Origin of the sequence: Arthrobacter sp. Soil762 (assembly GCF_001428335.1) — a bacterium.
Classification (GTDB): domain Bacteria; phylum Actinomycetota; class Actinomycetes; order Actinomycetales; family Micrococcaceae; genus Arthrobacter.
This window is the reverse complement of record NZ_LMSG01000018.1, coordinates 143,186-158,085: the sequence shown is the minus strand read 5'-3', so window position 1 is coordinate 158,085 and position 14,900 is coordinate 143,186. Positions and strand designations below refer to the sequence as shown.

The 14,900-nt window shown below is 66.9% G+C and carries 12 protein-coding genes; 5 read left to right on the top strand and 7 right to left on the bottom strand.

Annotated features, from left to right (window positions below; translation table 11 throughout):
• Positions 1-7: 7 nt before the first annotated feature.
• Positions 8-1,444 (bottom strand): Gfo/Idh/MocA family oxidoreductase, encoded by a 1,437-nt coding sequence (locus ASG77_RS13365; RefSeq protein WP_056346252.1) that lies wholly within the window; start codon positions 1,442-1,444, stop codon positions 8-10.
• Positions 1,445-1,751: 307 nt separating this feature from the next.
• Between ASG77_RS13365 and ASG77_RS13360 the strand changes: the two genes are divergently transcribed.
• Positions 1,752-2,786 (top strand): LacI family DNA-binding transcriptional regulator, encoded by a 1,035-nt coding sequence (locus ASG77_RS13360; RefSeq protein ID WP_056346250.1) that lies wholly within the window; start codon positions 1,752-1,754, stop codon positions 2,784-2,786.
• Positions 2,787-2,792: 6 nt separating this feature from the next.
• On the opposite strand, the gene ASG77_RS13355 is transcribed toward ASG77_RS13360, so the two are convergent.
• Positions 2,793-3,515, bottom strand: coding sequence for a FadR/GntR family transcriptional regulator (locus ASG77_RS13355; protein ID WP_056346532.1), 723 nt, complete (start codon positions 3,513-3,515; stop codon positions 2,793-2,795).
• A gap of 96 nt (positions 3,516-3,611) precedes the next feature.
• Here ASG77_RS13355 and ASG77_RS13350 point away from each other — a divergent pair, with 96 nt between their 5' ends.
• On the top strand, positions 3,612-4,949 hold the full coding sequence (locus ASG77_RS13350; RefSeq protein WP_056346248.1) for an alpha-hydroxy acid oxidase: 1,338 nt from the start codon (positions 3,612-3,614) through the stop codon (positions 4,947-4,949).
• A 96-nt stretch (positions 4,950-5,045) separates the two neighbouring features.
• Here ASG77_RS13350 and ASG77_RS13345 read toward each other — a convergent pair whose 3' ends face one another.
• A complete protein-coding gene (locus ASG77_RS13345) occupies positions 5,046-5,588 on the bottom strand; it encodes an ArsR/SmtB family transcription factor (RefSeq protein WP_056346246.1) in 543 nt (180 codons plus the stop codon).
• A gap of 79 nt (positions 5,589-5,667) precedes the next feature.
• Complete coding sequence (locus tag ASG77_RS13340) at positions 5,668-6,879, bottom strand: acetoin utilization protein AcuC (RefSeq protein WP_056346244.1); 1,212 nt, start codon at positions 6,877-6,879, stop codon at positions 5,668-5,670.
• A gap of 103 nt (positions 6,880-6,982) precedes the next feature.
• Between ASG77_RS13340 and ASG77_RS13335 the strand changes: the two genes are divergently transcribed.
• Entirely contained in the window at positions 6,983-8,416 is a 1,434-nt protein-coding gene (locus ASG77_RS13335) for a TrkH family potassium uptake protein (protein ID WP_056346242.1), read from the top strand.
• Positions 8,409-9,095, top strand: a complete 687-nt coding sequence (locus tag ASG77_RS13330; RefSeq protein WP_056346240.1) for a potassium channel family protein — start codon at positions 8,409-8,411, stop codon at positions 9,093-9,095. Before ASG77_RS13335 ends, ASG77_RS13330 begins: the two co-directional genes overlap by 8 nt.
• Here ASG77_RS13330 and proC read toward each other — a convergent pair whose 3' ends face one another.
• The 3 genes from proC to ASG77_RS13315 all read right to left on the bottom strand — a co-directional run bounded on the left by proC (position 9,096) and on the right by ASG77_RS13315 (position 13,141).
• Complete coding sequence (gene proC, locus ASG77_RS13325) at positions 9,096-9,929, bottom strand: pyrroline-5-carboxylate reductase (protein WP_056346237.1); 834 nt, start codon at positions 9,927-9,929, stop codon at positions 9,096-9,098.
• Positions 9,930-10,232: 303 nt separating this feature from the next.
• Entirely contained in the window at positions 10,233-11,624 is a 1,392-nt protein-coding gene (locus tag ASG77_RS13320; protein ID WP_056346235.1) for an aspartate aminotransferase family protein, read from the bottom strand.
• A gap of 29 nt (positions 11,625-11,653) precedes the next feature.
• Positions 11,654-13,141 (bottom strand): CoA-acylating methylmalonate-semialdehyde dehydrogenase, encoded by a 1,488-nt coding sequence (locus ASG77_RS13315; RefSeq protein WP_056346233.1) that lies wholly within the window; start codon positions 13,139-13,141, stop codon positions 11,654-11,656.
• Positions 13,142-13,267: 126 nt separating this feature from the next.
• On the opposite strand from ASG77_RS13315, the gene ASG77_RS13310 reads away from it, so the two are divergent.
• Positions 13,268-14,890, top strand: coding sequence for a PucR family transcriptional regulator (locus ASG77_RS13310; RefSeq protein ID WP_082576036.1), 1,623 nt, complete (start codon positions 13,268-13,270; stop codon positions 14,888-14,890).
• Positions 14,891-14,900: the final 10 nt, after the last annotated feature.

Genomic DNA, 14,900 nt, shown 5'->3' with positions numbered 1-14,900 from the left:
GGGCGGACTAGGCGTCGCGGCGAAGGTCTGCGCCGAGGTGGAGATCCTCGATGCGGACGGGAAGGGAGGACTCCAGCGAAAGGTTGCCGGCAATGCCCACGGACACGGAGCGGAGGCCGTCGAGGTAGCCGGACGGACGGCCCAGCGGATCTTCGCCGGGACCGTTGAAGAGGTCGGAGAGGAGCAGGTCGTCGCCGCCGCCGTGGCCTCCCTCGCCGTTGACGATGGGCACCTCGTAGGCTGCTTCCCAGTGGCGCTGGACCACCAGGCGTTCGCCGTTGCGGCGGACGGCGTCTTCCTCCTCGATGGGGGTGGCGCTCGGGTCCACCACGGTCTTTTTGTCCGTGCTGTTGAGGACGGCGGCGCGTTCCACCACTTCGAGTTCGGCCCGGCCTTCGGTGCCGTTGACTGCCACGCGGTAGCCTTCCCACGGGCTGTGGGCGTTCAGGGAGTAGCTCAGGCGCGGGCCGCCCTGGTACTCCACCACGAGTGCCAGGTTGTCCTCGATGGTGATGCCGCCGGTGAAGACGTCCTGGTCGCGGCGGTAGCCGTCGTAGTGCTCGTTGTCCAGGAAGAGTGCCTTCAGGCGCTCATCCTCACGCAGGTCCAGCGCAAACGGATCCTTTTCGACTGTTTTGTCCCCGATGACGGGGGTTTCGGCGTCGGGCGTTCCGCGCTCCGGACGGGGACCCAGGCCGCGCTCGGCGGCGTTCTTGTCGCCGTAGAACTTGAGGCCGCCGGAGGCGAAGACTCGCTCGGGGACGTCGTTGATCCACCAGTTGACGAGGTCGAAGTGGTGGGATGCCTTGTGGACCAGCAGGCCGCCGGAGTTCTTCTTTTCGCGGTGCCAGCGGCGGAAGTAGTCGGCGCCGTGCACGGTGTCCAACACCCAGCTGAAGTCGATGGAGGTGACCTTGCCGATCACGCCGCTCTGGATGATTTCCTTCAGCGCACTGTTGCGCGGTGAGTAGCGGTAGTTGAAAGTGACCACCACGTTGCGGCCGGTTTCTGCCACGGCCTTGGTGATGCGGCGGCAGCCTTCGGCGTCGATGGTGAGGGGTTTTTCGACGACGACGTCGGCGCCCGCCTCGAGTGCCTCCACGATGTAGTCCGCGTGGGTGTAGTCCGGCGTGGTCACCACAACACGGTCGATGTTGTTGGCCTGGATGAAGGCGGTGAGGTCTGCGGGGTCAAAGGAAGCGGCGGGTCCGCGCGCACCGAGTTCCTGGATGAGCTTCTGGTAGAACTCCACGCGGCCGGGGTTGACGTCGGAGAAGGCCACCAGTTCCGCGGTATCAGCGTGCTTGCCGAAGATGGCCCGGATGTACATCTCGGAGCGGCCACCAGTGCCGATGAGGGCGATGCGGGCCCTGGTACTTGTGCCTGGCTCCGGCGCTGAAGTGAAGGCAGCGGTAGCAGAACTCGAGTCGGCTGTGTTGACCATGAGGGTCCCTTTCGAAGGCTTCAATACCCGGCCGTGCTGCGGCCGCTGGTGGTGCGCTGGACTGTGGTGCTGGCAGGCGAGAAAGCGTTTTCTCACTGCCGCTACATGATTTCTATCAATAGACGTGCGGTCCCGTCAACCCTTATCCTCTCTAAGAGAAAGCGCTTTCTTACAGAAAGGCCCCGCTGCGGCGGTGGCTAAGCCCATCCGGCGCGCCGAACAGATGGAAACCGGTTTCTGACGGCGTTGTATGCTGTCCCACGGGCGCCGGTAATCACGGGGACCGGGACTTACGAAAGGCAGGGCCATGGCCAGGAAATCGGCAACCGGCAGGATCGGCATTGCGGACGTTGCCGTGAAGGCGGGGGTTTCGCACGCCACTGTTTCGCGCGTCATGAACGGCAACTTCACCGTGGACCCGGACATCGCGGCACGGGTGCGGGCGGCCGCCGTCGAGCTCAAATACCAACCCAATCCCGTGGGGCGCAGCCTCGCGCTGGGAAAAACGGACACCATCGGCATTGTGGTGCCGGACCTTGCAAACCCCACCTTCCAGGCGATCCTGCGCGGCCTGAGCCGGGCTGCGGCGGAGGACGGCTACCGCGTCCTGATTGCCGATTCCTTCGAGGTCTCCAGCGAGGAAGCCATCCTGGCCGGCGAGGCCCGCCGGCGCTGCGACGGCCTGGTGCTCTGCGCCCCGCGCATGAGCGATGCCGAGCTCGAGGAAATCGCGCCGTCGCTGCACCCGCTCGTCCTGATCAACCGGACGACGGCGGCTGCCGGGATTCCGAGCCTCGTGGTGGACTACGGGCAGGGAGTCCAGGACCTCGCCGAGCACTTGGTGGGCCTCGGCCATACGCGCCTGGCCTTCCTGGCCGGCCCGGCAGGCAGCGCCTCCCACGGGCTCCGGCTCGAGGGCCTGGAGGCGTTCAAAACCCGGCACCCGCAGGTGGATGTCACCATGCTCGACGGCGGCTCGGACTTCGATACCGGCCACGGGGCGGTGGACCCGGTCCTGGCCAGCGGCGCCACCGGCATCCTGGCCTTCAACGACCTCGTGGCCATGGGCCTGATGAGCGGCCTGCACGAACGCGGTGTGGACGTTCCGGGCGACATCTCCGTCACCGGCTTCGACGACATCCCGTTCGCCCGCTACACCACACCCACCCTGACCACCGCGGCGGTTCCGATTGCCGAGCTCGGCGGCCAGGCCTGGCGTGAACTGCGGGCACTCATCCGCAAGGAAGACCACGACGCCCCGGGCAGCCGATACCAGCCGCGCCTGGAAATCCGGGCCAGCAGCGGCCCCGCCAAGGCGCCACGAACTGCGGCCCACGGCTGACCCGCACTATTCCTCCGCCGGGCGCCCGCCAGCCGGGCGCCCAACCCCGCCCTCGCGGTAGTACCCCTCGATGTGGGCAGCCACCAGCGTGGCCGCGCGCGCGCCGTCGTCGTTCCTGATGGCGGCCAGAATCTCCCGGTGCTCCGCCTGCAGGCGCGACGCCGTGGCATCCCAGTCCGGGAGATTGGCCGTAAACCGGGCGGTGTAGCCCTGGATGGATTCGCGCAGCGAGCCCATCATGGCGCTGACCACGGCATTGCCGGCGGCGTCCGCGAGGGCCAGATGGAACCGGATATCCAGCGCCAGGAAATCATCCGCCGTCCGGGCAACGCGTTCGACGGCGTCCATCTCGCCCAGGAGCATGGCGGCCAGGTCCAGCTCCGGAGCGTCGGGCTTTGCCCGGGCAGCCGCCCAGGTCTCCAGCAGGATGCGTGTTTCCACGATGTCGGACACGGGCAGATGCTGCGTGGCAACGTGGAGCCGCAACGCGGAGCCGAGCGCCGCCGTCGGATCCGAAATCACCACCGTCCCCGCTTCCGGGCCGGAGCCAACCCCGGCCCGGACCACCCCCATGGCCTCCAGAATCCGGATGGCCTCGCGCACTGAGGTCCTGGACACCGCCAGCTGCTCGGCGAGTGTCCGTTCCGAGGGTAGGCGTCCGCCTACACTCAGCTGGCCGTCGGAGAGCTGCTTTTCGATCCAGGTCAGGACAAGCTGGTGCGTACGCATATCGCTATCGTAGTTGATGTGGTTGGACCACATGGCCTAGAGTGTGGTTAGACCACAGCCCGACCCCCCGCGCCAGGCCCACCAACGGAGGCAGCCATGACCCACACCATCCAGCCGAACAGTCCCGAGGTCACGCCGGCCCCGGACGCCACGGACGTCCCGGCCTCCACAGCCGTGGCGCCGAAGCCAGCCGCTTCAGCGGTGCCGGCTGCGCTGAAGCGCCGCATCCCCAAGTACTCGGACCTGGCTCCGCTGATGCAGTTCAAGAAGCCCGAATTCAGCAAGGAAGCCCGGCTCAAGCGCGCCAGCACCATCTGGGACCTCCGGGACATGGCCAAACGTCGCACCCCGCAGGCCCCGTTCGACTACACGGACGGCGCCGCCGAGGGCGAAATCACCCTGCGCCGCGCCCGCGAAGCCTTCCTGGACATCGAGTTCCGGCCCGGCATCCTGCGCAACGTCGCCAGCATCGACCTCAGCACCAACATCCTGGGCAAGCCTTCCCGGATGCCCGTGGGCATCGCCCCCACCGGCTTCACCCGCATGATGCAGTCCGAGGGCGAATACGCCGGTTCGCAGGCAGCCGAGGCCGCCGGCATTCCGTACACCCTTTCCACCATGGGCACCGCGTCCATCGAGGACGTGGCCGCCGCCGCCCCGAACGGCCGCAACTGGTTCCAGCTGTACCTGTGGACGGACCGCGACCGTTCGCTGGAACTGATCGAACGCGCCGCCAAGGCCGGCAACGATACGCTCATGGTCACCGTGGACACCGCCGTCGCCGGCGCCCGCCTGCGCGACGTCCGCAACGGCATGACCATCCCGCCGGCACTGACTATCAAGACCGTCCTGGATGCGTCCTACCGCCCCGCCTGGTGGTTCAACTTCCTCACGCACGAGCCGCTGACCTTCGCCTCGCTCTCCCGCTACACGGGCACCGTGGCAGACCTCATCAACTCGATGTTCGACCCCACCCTCACGTTCGAGGACCTGGACTGGCTGCGCGAAACCTGGAAGGGCAAGCTGGTGGTCAAGGGCATCCAGACCGTTGAGGACGCCCGCAAAGTGGTGGACCACGGCGCCGACGGCGTGGTGCTCTCCAACCACGGCGGCCGTCAGCTGGACCGCGCACCCATCCCGTTCCACCTGCTGCCCGGCGTCAAGGAAGCCTTCACCAAGGACAACTCGGACGCAGCCATCATGCTGGACACCGGCATCATGAGCGGCGCCGACATCGTCGCCGCGCTGGCCCTGGGCGCGGACTTCACGCTGATTGGCCGCGCGTACCTGTACGGCCTGATGGCCGGCGGCCGGGCGGGTGTGGACCGCACCCTGCAGATCCTTGAGAAGGATATGGCCCGCACCATGGCGCTTCTGGGCGTCAGCAAGATCTCCGAGCTGACCCCGGACCACGTGCGCCTGCTCACCAAGTAAGTCGCACCGCCCACCCCGAGTTTTTGTCCAGATAGTGGCACCAAAGGCTGATATTCCGCCCATTATCTGGACAAAAACTCAGCGGTTTGGGACGGGTTACTTTTTGCGGCCGAACTTGGGGAGATTCGGGAGGTTGGCCAGCAGGTCCGCGGCCTTCGTGGCCGCGCGCCCCACAGTGCGGCCGATCTGCTGCGGCACGGTGTCGTCGCTGAGCGGGGCCACCGTGCCGCCGGGAATCACGACGGCGGGGCTCAGTTCGGCGCCCGGGCGCTCGAGGACGGCGGCAACGGCCACGTTGTCCGACAGCGGGGTAGCCACGGGCCGCTCAGTGCCGGCGTCCGCCTCCGCGCGAGGTGACTTGGCGACGGCGGCCGCCGGGCCGACGTCGAACGTCTCCAGCCATCTGACGATCCCCTCCAGCGGTTTGGAGTTCAGCGCGTAATAGCGCTTCTGGCCCTGCGCCCGCATGCTGACCAGCTGCGCCTCACGGAGTACTTTCAGGTGCTTGGAAATGGTGGGCTGGCTTGCGGAAAGTTCTTCCACCAGCTCGCCCACTGCCTTGTCCCCGGCGCGCAGGGATACCAAAATGTCGCGCCGGGTTGCTTCCGCAATGACGGCAAATACGTCGTCTGTCACCATGACTCCCACCCTAGCGACATATACGCCGCCAGGCATCAACTATTTCGCCCGTGACCGCCCCGCGTGGGTTGAAGAAGGATCAGTCGAACCAGGGATCAAGGCCGTGCAACGGGAAAACGGCTTTGCGGGTGGCCATGACGGTGCGGTCCACGGCGTCGTTGGGGTCAAAGCCCACTTCCCAGGACCGCCACCAGAGCTCCACGTCATCACCCATCAGGCCCGGGGTGTCCACGCCGAACTTGTCCGAAACATACATGCGCCAATCCTCCGGCACCGAGGTCCGGAGCGGAACGGGGCGCCCGGCGGCGATGGCGATCAGGTGGCTCCAGGAGCGCGGCACAACGTCGGTGACGCTGTACCCGCCGCCGCCCGTGGCGATCCATCGGCCCCCGCAGTGCCGGGCAGCGAGATTCCCGACGGCGGTGGCCACCTCACGCTGGCCGTCCACACTGATGTTCAGATGGGCCAACGGGTCGAGGCGGTGCGAGTCGCAGCCGTGCTGGCTGACGATGACTTCCGGCTGGAACGCGCCCACGAGCTGCGGCACCACGGCGTGGAAAGCCCGCAGCCAGCCGGCATCGCCGGTGCCCGACGGCAGGGCAACGTTGACGGCGCTGCCCTCAGCCTGCGGACCGCCGATCTCGTTCGCGAAGCCGGTCCCGGGGAAAAGCGTGAGTCCGCTTTCATGCAGGGAGATGGTCAGGACCCGGGGGTCGTCCCAGAAAATGCTTTCCGTCCCGTCGCCGTGGTGCGCATCGACGTCGATGTACGCCACGCGGCGGATGCCGCCGTCGAGCAGTCTCTGGACGGCCAAGGCGGAGTCGTTGTAGATGCAGAAGCCGCTGGCGCGGTCGCGGGCCGCGTGGTGCATGCCCCCGCCGAAGTTCACGGCGTGGAGCGCGGATCCGTCCAGGATGGCGGACGCGGCGACCAAAGATCCTCCTGCAAGCCTCGCGGCGGCGTCATGCATGCCGGCGAAGGACGGATCGTCGTCGGTGCCCAGTCCGCGGGCTTCATCCGGCGAGGTCGGGTCGTCGCTGACCCGGCGGACCGCAGCCACAAACTCAGGCGAGTGAACCGTTTCCAGTTCGGCATCGGACGCAACCTCCGGAGCCTCCACGGACACATGCGCAAGGTCCAACAGGCCGAGGCTGCGGGAAAGCCGGGCCGTCAGGTCCAGCCGTGCCGGAGCCATGGGGTGGCCCGGGCCGAAATTGTAGGCCGTCATGGCTGAATTCCACACCACCATCGTCGGTGGCGCGGGCTGGCTGAGACCGGGCAGGAATGTCATCAATGACAGGCTACCGGAGGACGCCACTGCCCCAGCCCGGCCATTACGCGGGCATTAGTGGTTTACTACTGGAGGAAACAGTTTCAACCGAGGAAAAGCCCCCATGACGCAACGCCAGTCGAGGCCCCGGAACCCGGCCAGCTGGCACCCCGCCGCACCGGAGCGCGAAGGTCTCTGGATCTTCACCCGCGTACGCGACTTCGTTGACGATATTGCCAATACGTCGCCCGCCCGGCTTGCCCTGAGTGCCTTCGGGGCGGTCTGCCTGGTCTTCACGTTCATCCTCTCCCTGCCCGTCTCCTCCGCCACCGGTGCGGCCACTCCGATACATCAGGCCCTGTTCACCGCGGTGTCTGCGGTCTGCGTGACCGGCCTGACGGTTGTTTCGACGGCGGTGCACTGGTCCTTCTTCGGCCAGCTGGTCATCCTGATCGGCATCTTCGTGGGCGGTTTGGGAACCCTGACGCTCGCGTCGCTGCTGGCCCTCATGGTGAGCAAGAAGCTTGGCGTCCGCGGCAAGCTCATCGCGCAGGAGGCCATGAACAACGCCGGCCGGCTCGGTGAAGTGGGTACGCTGCTGCGGATCGTCATCGTGACGTCCGTGGTGATCGAGGGCGTGCTGGCACTGGCCCTGGTCCCCCGGTTTATGACGCTGGGCGAGCCCTTCTGGCAGTCGGTGTGGCACGGAGTCTTCTACTCCATTTCCTCGTTCAACAACGCCGGCTTCACGCCTCATTCGGACGGGATTGTGCCCTACGAGACCGACCTGTGGATCCTCATCCCGCTGATGCTCGGCGTGTTCCTGGGCAGCCTGGGTTTCCCCGTGGTGATGGTCCTGCAGCAGAACGGGCTCAACTGGAAAATGTGGAACCTGCACACCAAGCTCACCATCCAGGTGTCCTTCATCCTGCTGGCCGCCGGCACCGTGCTGTGGGCGCTGATGGAGTGGGACAACGTGCGGACCATCGCCCACATGGACCTCGGCGACAAGATCGCCCACTCGTTGTTTGCGTCCGTTATGACGAGGTCCGGCGGGTTCAACCTGGTGGACCAGAACCACATGGAATCCACCACCATGCTGCTCACCGACGCCCTTATGTTCGCCGGCGGCGGTTCGGCGTCGACGGCGGGCGGCATCAAGGTGACCACCATCGCCGTAATGTTCCTCGCCATCGCCGCGGAGGCCCGCGGCGACTCCGACGTGAAGGTGTACGGCCGCACCATCCCGCAGGGCACCATGCGGGTGGCTATCTCCGTGATCGTGGCCGGCGCCACGCTGGTCTCCGTCTCGGCGTTCCTGCTCCTGCAGATCAGCGGCGCATCCCTGGACCGGGTCCTGTTCGAAACCATTTCCGCCTTCGCCACCGTGGGGCTGAGCACCAACCTCAGCGCCGAACTGCCGCCGTCGGGCGTTTATGTCCTCACGGCCCTGATGTTCGCGGGCCGCGTCGGCACCGTTACCCTTGCCGCTGGGCTGGCATTGCGCCAGCGCAGCCAGCTATTCCACTACCCGGAAGAGAGGCCCATCATTGGCTAATTCCTCAGGCGCCCCCAACCGCCCCGCCCATAACGCGCCGGTCTTGGTGATCGGGTTGGGCCGCTTCGGCTCGTCCACCGCCGAGCAGCTCGTGAAACAGGGCCGCGAGGTGCTGGCGATCGAGCGCGACCGGTCCTTGGTCCAGAAATGGGCGCCGCTCCTCACGCACGTGGTGGAGGCCGATGCCACCAACATTGATGCGCTGCGCCAGCTCGGTGCACAGGAGTTCAGCTCCGCCGTTTGTGGCGTGGGCACCTCGATCGAGTCCTCCGTGCTGATCACCGTGAACCTGGTGGACCTGGGCATCGAGCACCTCTGGGTCAAGGCCATCACGCCATCACACGGCAAGATCCTCACCCGGATCGGCGCGAACCACGTGATCTACCCCGAGGCTGACGCCGGCGTCCGTGCCGCGCACCTGGTCTCCGGCCGCATGCTGGACTTCATCGAGTTCGACGACGACTTCGCCATCGTGAAAATGTACCCGCCGCGCGAGACGGTGGGCTTCACACTGGATGAGTCCAAGGTGCGCTCCAAGTACGGCGTGACCATCGTGGGCGTGAAGTCGCCCGGCGAGGACTTCACCTACGCCCGACCCGAAACCAAGGTGTCCTCCCGCGACATGCTGATCGTGTCCGGGCACGTGGACCTGCTGGAACGGTTCGCGGCGCGGCCGTAGTCAGCCGAGCTGCCTGGTGATCTCCGCCGAGCGGTCCGCTGCGGCGCGGGCGCCGGCGGCGATGATGGCCGGAATGCCGCGGTCGTCGAAGGTGGCGATGGCCCGTTCGGTGGTGCCGTTGGGGCTGGTCACGCCCTTGCGCAGGGCTGAGGGGTCGGCGCCCGGCTCGGCCAGCATAAAGCCCGCGCCTGCGACTGTCTCGCGGGCCAGGAGCAGCGACAACTCGGGATCCAGGCCCAGTTCGACACCCGCCGCTGCCATCGCCTCGGCCAGGTAGAACGCGTAGGCGGGACCGGAGCCGCTGATGGCCGACAACGCGTCCACCTGCTCCTCGGGCACCTCCACCACGGTGCCCGCGGCCCGCAGGATGTCCTTGACGGTCTTGAGCTGTTCCGGCGTGCAGTTGGTTCCGGGTGAGACGGAAACGACGCCGCGGCCCAGTTTGGAAGGGGTGTTCGGCATGGTGCGGATCACCGGCTGTCCGGGAGGCAGTGCGGCTTCCAGCTGCGCCAGCGATACGGCTGCGGCGACGCTGACAACAATGGCGTCCGGGGACAGGGAGCCGCTGATTTCGCGGGCCAGGTCGACGATGCCCACCGGTTTGACGCCAAGGATTACGACGGCGGATCCCTTGGCCGCGTCCTTGTTGTTGTCGGGTTCCTCTTCGCCGGCGACGGCCGTAATACCGAGGTGGCGCAACGCCAGTTCCTCGGCGCGATCCGCACGCCTGACTGTAGCTATGACGTCGGCGGGGTTGGTCCCGGCGGCCAGAAGGCCGGAGAGGATGGCTTCGTTCATGGATCCACAGCCCAGAAAGGCGATTCGGTTGCTCATGGTTCCATCATTGCAGTTCGAGTGGGCGGCTGCAGAGATGGAACGAATCGGAAAAAGCGGGAACCCGCCGAAACCGATTCACAGCGGACTCCCATGTTCGCTGCAGCTTGCACACAACTTCGCCGCCTAACGTAGTTATTACCTCATTGAGGGTGCGAGTGATGCGGCAAGCATGGGGATGTTTGCCCGAGGCGCCGGTGGTCCGCAGCAGGTTTTCCCCCATTTTCCTGCTGCGGACGCCGGCGCTTTCGCGTTGAACACGATGTTCAGGTCAGATCGGCACAGGTCCCGGCATACGGTTTCTCAGACAGCGAAGGTGTCTGCGATGTCCAGCACTTCGTCCAGGATCGCGAGGCCGGCCTTCAGGTCCTCCACGCTGATGTTGCATGGCGGGACCACGTGGATGCGGTTGAAGTTCGCGAACGGGATCAGGCCGCGGGACCTGCAGGCGGCAATGAGCTGGTTCATCTCCGGGCTGGAGGCCCCGTATGGGGCCAGCGGCTCGCGCGTCGCACGGTCCTTGACCAGTTCAATGGCCCAGAAGACACCCGTGCCGCGGACTTCGCCCACGGACTTGTGCCGTGCGGCGAAACCGGCCAACGCCGGGCCGATGATGTCACCACCCAGGGCGGCTGCGTGGTCCACGATGCCTTCCTTTTCCATCGCGTTGATGGTGGCAACGGCTGCCGCGGTGGCCAGCGGGTGGCCCGAGTACGTCAGGCCGCCCGGGTAGGGCTTGGTGGCGAACGTCGCCGCGATTTCCGGGCTGATCGCCACGCCGCCCAAGGGAACGTAACCGGAGTTGACGCCTTTGGCGAAGGTCAGCAGGTCCGGGACGACGTCGAAGTGCTCCACGGCGAACCACTTGCCGGTGCGGCCGAAGCCGGCCATGACCTCGTCCGCGATGAACATGATGCCGTACTTGGTGCATAGTTCCCGCACCCCCTGCATGTACCCGGCGGGAGGCACGTAGATGCCGGCCGAGCCTGGGATGCTCTCCAGCATCAGGGCCGCGATGGTCGCGGCCCCTTCGAGCACGATGAGCTGCTCGAGGTGCTGCAGGGCGCGCTGGCTCTCCTCCGCTTCCGTGGTGGAGTGGAAGGCCGTGCGGTACAGGTACGGCGGGAAGAAGTGCACGGTGCCGGTGCTGGCGGTGTCGTTGGCCCAGCGCCGCGGGTCGCCCGTGATGTTGACGGCCAGCTGCGTGCCGCCGTGGTACGAGCGGTATGCGGAGAGGACCTTCTGCCGACCGGTGTGCAGCCGGGCCATGCGCACGGCGTGCTCGTTGGCGTCGGCGCCGCCGTTGGTGAAGAAGATCTTGTTCAGCTCGCCCGGGGTGCGCGCGGCGATCAGCCGTGCCGCCTCGGAGCGGGCCTCGTTGGCGTAACTCGGGGCGATGGTGCACAGCTTGGCCGCCTGGGCGGCTATGGCCGCAACCACGGCAGGGTGCTGGTGGCCGATGTTCGTGTTGACCAGCTGTGAGGAGAAGTCGAGGTACCGGTTGCCCTCACCGTCCCACACATACGAACCCGCAGCAGCCGAGATGACCATCGGGTCCAGCAGCTCCTGGGCGGACCAGGAGTGGAAAACGTGCTTGCGGTCCAGCGCGTAGGCCCGCCGGGCCGCGGCGGTGTCGACGGCGGGGTGCGGCTCGGTCCGTTCGGGAAGGAGCACGCTGTCTATGGTGGAAATCATGTCTCTGTCTCCTGTTCGAATGGCGTGGATCAGGCGTTCTGCGGGAAGCCGAGGTTGATGCCGCCGTGGCTCGGATCCAACCAGCGGGTGGTGACGGCTTTGCCCCGGGTGAAGAAGCCGACGCCCTCGGCGCCGTGCGCGTGGGTGTCTCCGAACAGCGAGTTCTTCCAGCCGCCGAAGGAGTAGTAGGCCATGGGGACGGGGACGGGGACGTTGATGCCCACCATGCCCACCTCGACCTCGTTCTCGAAGCGGCGGGCCGCTCCGCCGTCGTTGGTGAAGATTGCGGTGCCGTTGCCATACGGGTTGGCGTTGATGGTGGCGAGTGCATCGTCGTAGCTGTCCACGCGGACCACCGAAAGGACAGGGCCGAAGATTTCGTCGCGGTAGATGGTCATGTCGGTGGTGACTTTGTCGAACAGCGTTGGGCCGACGAAGAAGCCGTCGCCCTCGGCGTCAGGCGCAATGTTCCGGCCGTCGACGACGAGCGTGGCACCTGCCGCTTCACCGGCGTCGACGTACCCGGACACCTTGTCACGGTGCTGGGACGTGACCAGCGGGCCCATGTCGCAGCCACGAAGGCCGTCGCCAGTGCGGAGCCCCCGGGCGCGCTCGGCGATCTTCGCCACGAGTTCGTCGGCGATGTCACCCACGGCAAGGAGGGCGGAGATGGCCATGCAGCGCTCGCCAGCGGAACCGAAGCCGGCGTTGACGGCGGCATCGGCGGCGAGGTTCAGATCGGCGTCGGGCAGCACGATCATGTGGTTCTTGGCGCCGCCCAGGGCCTGGACGCGCTTGCCGTTGGCCGTGGCGGTCTCGTAGACGTACTTAGCGATGGGGGTGGAGCCGACGAAGGAGACGGCCTTGACGTCGGGGTGCGTGAGCAGGGTGTCGACGGCGACCTTGTCGCCCTGAAGGACGTTGAAGACGCCGTCCGGCAGGCCGGCTTCCTTCCACAGCTCGGCCATCCAGTTGGCGGCCGTGGGGACCTTTTCGCTGGGCTTGATGATCACGGTGTTGCCGGCGGCGATGGCGATGGGGAAGAACCACATGGGCACCATGGCCGGGAAATTGAACGGGCTGATGATGGCCACCGGGCCCAGGGCCTGGCGGATGGAGTGGATGTCCACCTTGGTGGAGGCGTTCTCCGTGTAGCTGCCCTTGATCAGGTGCGGGATGCCGCAGGCGAATTCCACCACTTCCTGGCCGCGGGTGACTTCGCCCAGGGCGTCGTCCAGGACCTTGCCGTGCTCCGAGGTGATGATCGCGGCGAGCTCGTCCTTGCGGGCGTTCAGGAGCTCGCGGAACGCGAACATGATCTGGACGCGGCGGGCCAGGGAGGTATCGCGCCAGGCCGGGAAGGCAGCCTTGGCGGCGGCGACGGCGGCGTTGCCGTCCTCCGTGCTCGCCAGTGCCACCTGCGCGGTGATCTTGCCCGTGGCCGGGTTGGTGACGGGGGCGGTGCGCTCGCCGGCGGGAACGTAGCTTCCGTTAATCCAGTGCTCGATCGTGTTCACGGGTTCTCCTGGTTTGTTCAGAAAAGGGTTGGGTGCTGTGTGCGTTGCGTCCAGTGTGTCCGCTGCGGAGGCCTGACGTAAGTTGCGGCCTGTAAAGGAAATGGCATCCTGCTTTACACTTTGTAAATGTTGCCCACCGTCCGCTCCATTCTCGAGCTCCCCGTGCTGCGGGAGGCCAAGCCGCGGCTCCTGGGTGCCCCCAGCGGCCTGGACACCCCCGTGCGCTGGGTCCACGTGAGCGAAGTGCTCGACATTTCCGGGTTGCTTTCCGGCGGAGAGCTTGTTCTCACGACGGGCATGGAACTGGAAAAGAACCCCGGCCTCACTGCGTCGTTCATCCGGTCCCTGGAGAACGCAGCAGCCTCCGGCCTGATCGTGGAAGTCATCGGAAACCGGAAGCGCAGCCTGGACGCCCTGCGCATGGCGGCGCTGAGCACTTCCCTACCCGTGATCGTGGTGGAACGGCGCGTGCGCTTCGTGGAGATCACGGAGATTGTGCATCGGATGATCGTTGCCGAGCAGCTGCAAAGGGTGGAACGGGCCCGCGACGTCCACGAAGCCTTCACGGTGCTGAGCCTGGAAAGTGCCGGGACCGAGGAAGTCGTGGAGCGGGCCGCCGCCATGATCGGCGCTCCGGTGGTCCTGGAGGACCTTTCGCATCTTGTCCTCGCCTATTCGTCCCGGCAACTCCGTACTACCGAGCTGCTCGCCGACTGGGAGCGGCGGTCGCGGACCACGCCGTCCCCGTCGGCGACGTCCCGGACCGGTCCGGAGGCGTGGCTGCAGACGCCGGTCGGAGTGCGTCGGCAACTGTGGGGCCGGCTTGTGGTGCCTGTGCCGCTGGAGGACGACGACGCGGCGGCCATGGTGCTGGAACGCGCCGCCCAGACGCTGGCCATCAACCGCCTGGCTGAACGGGACCGGCGCGAGCTGAGCCATCAGGCGCAGGCCGGGCTCCTGAATGCCTTGCGTCAGCCCCGCGGGCTGAGCGAGGGCGAAGCGCAGGCCCGCGCCGCCGCACTGGGCCTCAGACGCTCACCCTACTACGTGCCGGTGGTGTTCCGGACCGCTTTTCCCGGGACCGCGGCACCACCCGGGGATCCGCTCGCGGGGCAGCAACAGGAGCGGGCCCTGCTGGAGCTGCTGGCCCGGGTGTTGAAATCCACCGCGAGCATTGCGCTGACAGCGAGCATCCAGTCCGGCTCGGTGGGCATGATTCTGGCCCTTCCTGCAAAGCAGGTTGAGGAACCGACGCTGCACCGCCTCGCGGACGCGCTGGCCGCCCACGCCGGTGACGTGCCGCCTGACTGGACCATCGGCGTCGGGCGCAACTGTACCTCGCTGCTGGAAGCGGCGGCGGGCATCGACGAAGCCGCACATGTGGCCGAAACCGCGGCGACCCTCCGCGAACCCGGCAAGCCGTTCTACCGTGCCACGGACGTCCGGCTCCGCGGCTTGCTCGCCCTGCTGCGCAATGATCCGAGGGTGCAGCAGTTCGTCGAATCGGAGCTCTCTGCAGTGCTGCAGGCCGAGGCGAAAGGCAAGGGCGGGCTGCTCGAGTTGCTGGGCCGGTACCTCGAGTCCGGCGGTAACAAATCAGCCATGGCGCGCAGTGGGTACCTGAGCCGCCCCACCATGTATTCCCGGCTGGGCCGCCTTGAGGAGCTACTCGGCGTGGACCTCGACGACGCGGAATCCCGGACCTCGCTGCATGTCGCCCTTCTCCTGCACCGGCTCCGGGGCCTGTGACCGCGCGGAT

Bases quoted from the DNA above. Each gene is read 5' to 3' on its own strand.
- proC (WP_056346237.1), bottom strand. From the start codon at position 9,929: ATGAGCAACCGAATCGCCTTTCTGGGCTGTGGATCCATGAACGAAGCC.
- ASG77_RS13320 (WP_056346235.1), bottom strand. From the start codon at position 11,624: ATGATTTCCACCATAGACAGCGTGCTCCTTCCCGAACGGACCGAGCCG.
- ASG77_RS13365 (WP_056346252.1), bottom strand. From the start codon at position 1,444: ATGGTCAACACAGCCGACTCGAGTTCTGCTACCGCTGCCTTCACTTCA.
- ASG77_RS13340 (WP_056346244.1), bottom strand. From the start codon at position 6,879: ATGACATTCCTGCCCGGTCTCAGCCAGCCCGCGCCACCGACGATGGTG.
- ASG77_RS13310 (WP_082576036.1), top strand. From the start codon at position 13,268: ATGTTGCCCACCGTCCGCTCCATTCTCGAGCTCCCCGTGCTGCGGGAG.
- ASG77_RS13360 (WP_056346250.1), top strand. From the start codon at position 1,752: ATGGCCAGGAAATCGGCAACCGGCAGGATCGGCATTGCGGACGTTGCC.
- ASG77_RS13335 (WP_056346242.1), top strand. From the start codon at position 6,983: ATGACGCAACGCCAGTCGAGGCCCCGGAACCCGGCCAGCTGGCACCCC.
- ASG77_RS13345 (WP_056346246.1), bottom strand. From the start codon at position 5,588: ATGGTGACAGACGACGTATTTGCCGTCATTGCGGAAGCAACCCGGCGC.
- ASG77_RS13350 (WP_056346248.1), top strand. From the start codon at position 3,612: ATGACCCACACCATCCAGCCGAACAGTCCCGAGGTCACGCCGGCCCCG.
- ASG77_RS13355 (WP_056346532.1), bottom strand. From the start codon at position 3,515: ATGCGTACGCACCAGCTTGTCCTGACCTGGATCGAAAAGCAGCTCTCC.